Origin of the sequence: Vibrio makurazakiensis (assembly GCF_050337375.1) — a bacterium.
Taxonomy (GTDB): Bacteria; Pseudomonadota; Gammaproteobacteria; order Enterobacterales; family Vibrionaceae; genus Vibrio; species Vibrio makurazakiensis.
Genome location: NZ_JAKJSW010000297.1, coordinates 1 through 3,959, shown reverse-complemented (window position 1 = coordinate 3,959; position 3,959 = coordinate 1). Strand labels below are relative to the sequence as shown.

The 3,959-nt window shown below is 42.9% G+C and carries 5 protein-coding genes; 4 read left to right on the top strand and 1 reads right to left on the bottom strand.

Going from position 1 to position 3,959, the window contains the following annotated elements:
• The 4 genes from hppD to maiA all read left to right on the top strand — a co-directional run.
• On the top strand, positions 1-715 hold a 715-nt coding region (gene hppD, locus L4C33_RS20300; RefSeq protein ID WP_428814208.1), incomplete at its 5' end, for a 4-hydroxyphenylpyruvate dioxygenase.
• On the top strand, positions 708-1,847 hold the full coding sequence (locus L4C33_RS20295; protein ID WP_428814207.1) for a homogentisate 1,2-dioxygenase: 1,140 nt from the start codon (positions 708-710) through the stop codon (positions 1,845-1,847). The genes hppD and L4C33_RS20295, both read left to right, overlap by 8 nt.
• A gap of 29 nt (positions 1,848-1,876) precedes the next feature.
• The gene (locus L4C33_RS20290; protein WP_428814206.1) at positions 1,877-2,896 is read left to right on the top strand and encodes a fumarylacetoacetate hydrolase family protein; all 1,020 of its coding nucleotides are present in this window, start codon (positions 1,877-1,879) and stop codon (positions 2,894-2,896) included.
• A gap of 9 nt (positions 2,897-2,905) precedes the next feature.
• Positions 2,906-3,574, top strand: a complete 669-nt coding sequence (maiA, locus tag L4C33_RS20285; RefSeq protein ID WP_428814205.1) for a maleylacetoacetate isomerase — start codon at positions 2,906-2,908, stop codon at positions 3,572-3,574.
• A gap of 82 nt (positions 3,575-3,656) precedes the next feature.
• On the opposite strand, the gene L4C33_RS20280 is transcribed toward maiA, so the two are convergent.
• The coding region (locus tag L4C33_RS20280) for a GGDEF domain-containing protein (protein ID WP_428814204.1) at positions 3,657-3,959 on the bottom strand (303 nt) is incomplete at its 5' end.

Genomic DNA, 3,959 nt, shown 5'->3' with positions numbered 1-3,959 from the left:
CGGTATAGGGGATAGCTTACTGTACTTTGTCGACCGCTATGGTTCTAGTGATATTTATGATGTCGATTTCTGTTATTACGATGACATAGAACAGAAGCTCGCTAGCAAAGATGTGGGCTTATTTGAAATTGATCATTTAACTCATAACGTTATGCAAGGGAATATGGATGTTTGGTCTGGTTTTTATGAGCGTATCGGAAACTTCAGAGAAATTCGTTACTTTGATATTGAGGGTAAGCTGACCGGACTTGTTAGCCGTGCGATGACAGCACCTTGTGGAAAGATTCGAATTCCAATCAATGAGTCTTCGGATGATAAATCTCAAATCGAAGAGTTTATCCGTGAGTATAAAGGTGAAGGTATACAGCATATCGCATTGTCGACAGATGATATTTACCAAACCGTTCAGACACTCCGCGACCGTGGCATGGATTTCATGCCGACTCCAGATACCTATTATGAAAAAGTGGATCAACGTGTCCAAGGGCATACAGAAAACAAAGATACTCTTCGTGAGCTACGTATCCTTATTGATGGCGCACCAACGAAAGACGGGATCTTATTACAGATCTTTACTAAAACAGTGATAGGTCCTGTTTTTTTCGAAATTATTCAACGTAAAGGTAATGAAGGCTTTGGAGAGGGTAACTTTAAAGCTCTATTTGAATCGATTGAAGAAGACCAAATTCGTAGAGGGGTGTTAGACGATGCATAAACCTATTTCTTATCCCCATAAGGAAGGTGTGTGCTCAAAACAGGCGCATGCCGATTTCCCTGAAGGTGGAATTTATGAACGTGAAGCAGGACGAAGTGGCTTCTTCGGCCCTGCGGCTCATTTTCATCACCAGCATGCGCCAACCAATTGGAGTGAGTGGGAAGGTGAGTTAAGACCAAGAGCTTTCGATTTCACTCAAATAGAAGAGGCTAAACAAGAGTTGCCATGGGCGGTTCCTAATCTCCTTCACAACAACGACTGCAAGGTAAAAGTTTGGCGAACCGACAAAGACATGCCAAGTTTGGTTCGTAACGCTGATGGAGATGAATTGCTTTTTGTTCATCAAGGCAAGGCGGAGCTGTTTTCAGATTATGGACATTTATCCATTTCTGAAGGGGATTATGTTCTTATCCCTCGCTCTACCTMATGGCGATTAGAAGTTTCAGAACCATTGTTTTTGTTGATGATTGAGAATACCGATGATTCATATTCTTTGCCTGAAAAAGGCTTAGTCGGTAATCACGCTGTGTTTGATCCTGCTGTGCTTGAAGTACCAAGTATCAATGATCAGTTCAAAGCACAGTACTCTGAAACATCGACTCAAGTGTTCGTAAAACGACATGATCAGGTGAGCGTTATCACTTACCCATTTAATCCACTTGATGCGATTGGTTGGCACGGTGATCTTTCCGTGGTTAGACTGAATTGGCGTGATATTCGCCCGTTAATGTCACACCGTTACCATTTGCCACCCTCAGCACACACAACATTTGTTGGTGGTGGTTTTGTCGTTTGTACATTTGTCCCAAGGCCAATCGAAAGTGATCCTGGTGCGCTGAAAGTGCCGTTCTATCACAATAATGATGATTATGATGAAGTGTTGTTTTATCACGCTGGTGACTTCTTTAGCCGAGATAACATAGAGGCAGGTATGGTGACATTTCACCCGGCCGGGTTCAGCCATGGTCCTCACCCTAAAGCGTTCAAAGCGGGGCAAGAATACAAAAAGAAATTTACTGATGAAGTTGCAGTCATGATAGATACCCGTCACGCGCTGAGCTTTAGTGATGAAGCTAAGCAAGTAGAAAATGAAGAGTACGTCTATAGCTGGCGTGAACACACCTCTGAGTAAAGTAAAAGAATTGAAGGAAAGGTTAAGTTATGAAATTAGCCACAATAAGAAATTCATCAAGAGATGGTCGCTTAGTTGTAGTATCACGCGACCTTACAAAGTACGTATCTGTTGAAAATATCGCATTGACTCTACAATCAGCGTTGGATAATTGGGAACAAGTTAAACACCAATTAGAAGAAGTATATCAAGCACTGAACAATGGTAATATAGAACATTCAGTAACGTTCGAGCAAACGGAGTGCTGCTCTCCTTTACCACGTGCTTTTCAGTGGGCAGATGGTTCAGCGTATGTAAATCATGTTGAGCTAGTTAGGCGTGCGCGTGGTGCAGAAATGCCAGAAACCTTTTGGCACGACCCTTTGATGTACCAAGGTGGATCGGATGCGTTTATCGGGCCTAGAGAGAATATCCCACTAGGAAGTGAATCGTGGGGGATCGATTTCGAGGGGGAGGTAGCAGTGATCACGGGAGATGTACCTATGGGAGCATCACCTCAAAAAGCTGCTGAAGAAATAAAACTCTTGATGCTGGTTAACGATGTCTCTTTACGTGGACTTATCCCTGGCGAATTAGCCAAAGGCTTTGGATTTTTTCAATCAAAGCCGTCTTCTGTCTTTTCACCTGTAGCAGTTACCCCTGATGAACTCGGTGAGCATTGGCGAGAGTCTAAAGTCCATTTACCACTGCTGTCTACTTACAACGATAAGCCATTTGGTCACCCGAATGCTGGGGTTGACATGACATTCGACTTTGGTGAACTTGTTGCTCATGCGGCTAAGTCGCGTCCATTGGGGGCGGGGGCTATCATTGGTTCTGGTACTGTCTCTAATAAGCAAGGCACAGATTACGGCACTTCAATTGATGAAGGTGGTGTAGGGTATTCCTGCATCGCTGAAATAAGAATGATAGAGACCATTCGCGATGGTAAGCCATCGACAAGCTTTATGAAGTTTGGCGACACAATAAAAATTGAAATGTTGGATGAGCAGGGCGAATCAATTTTTGGGGCTATCGATCAGCAAGTTATTAGTTATAACGCAGAGTAAGGTTAGTGCATGAAAGATAAACTGGGTGAGTTTCGGCTATATGAATATTGGCGTTCATCTGCGGCGTATCGTCTCAGGATAGCGCTTAACTTAAAGCAGATTAAATATACCAGTCACCCGGTTCATTTAGTAAAAAACGGGGGAGAGCAACATACTGATGAGTATCATGCTCTTAACCCGTCAGAGCTTGTCCCAACATTAGTTCATGATGGATTCGTTCTCAGTCAATCTTTGGCGATTCTTGATTACCTTGAAAGTCTAGTGTCGTCACCAAGTCTATACCCTAAAGGGAAAATGGAATTTGTGGCGAGATCGATTGCACACGATATCGCAGTCGACATTCATCCTATAAACAACCTGAGAGTCTTACAATATCTGAAAGGTGAATTGCAGTGTGTAGATGAACAAACTCAAGCGTGGTACAGGGATTGGATTCAAAAGGGTTTTCAATGTGTAGAAGAGCGACTGGCGAGTTTGGGTTGTACAGAGGTAAGCGGTTTTTCTCTTGGGAATGAGCCTTCCATTATTGATATTTGCTTAGTGCCACAAATATATAATGCTCATCGCTTTCATGTTGATATGACAGAGTTTCCTATTATTCAATCTATCTGGTTACATGCAAATACTCATCAAGCCTTCATCGCAGCATTGCCTGAAAATCAAGATGATGCGACCTGATTTGAGCTCTATTGATTTTTAAAAAGTTACAGATAAATACTTACGTAATCAGGCGTTATTATTCGCCTTCTCAATGTTGAATCTATTCCGCTAGGCTGACGTAGTTTCGGCCTGCTTCTTTTGCCTGGTATAGCGCCTTATCAGCGATGTCGATGAGTTCGACTGGCTTTTGATTTGGAAGAGGAATTTGGCCAGCAACCCCAACACTGATGGTAATGAACTCACTGCATTGCGAGTATTCATGTTTGATCTGTTTTTCTTCTATAGCCGTTCTTAATTCATCTGCATAATTGGCAGCTTGCCAAGTGTCACAGCATGGCATTAACGCTAAAAACTCCTCGCCTCCCACCCTTGATAGAATTGTCGTAGGGGTAGGGGCCTTAAC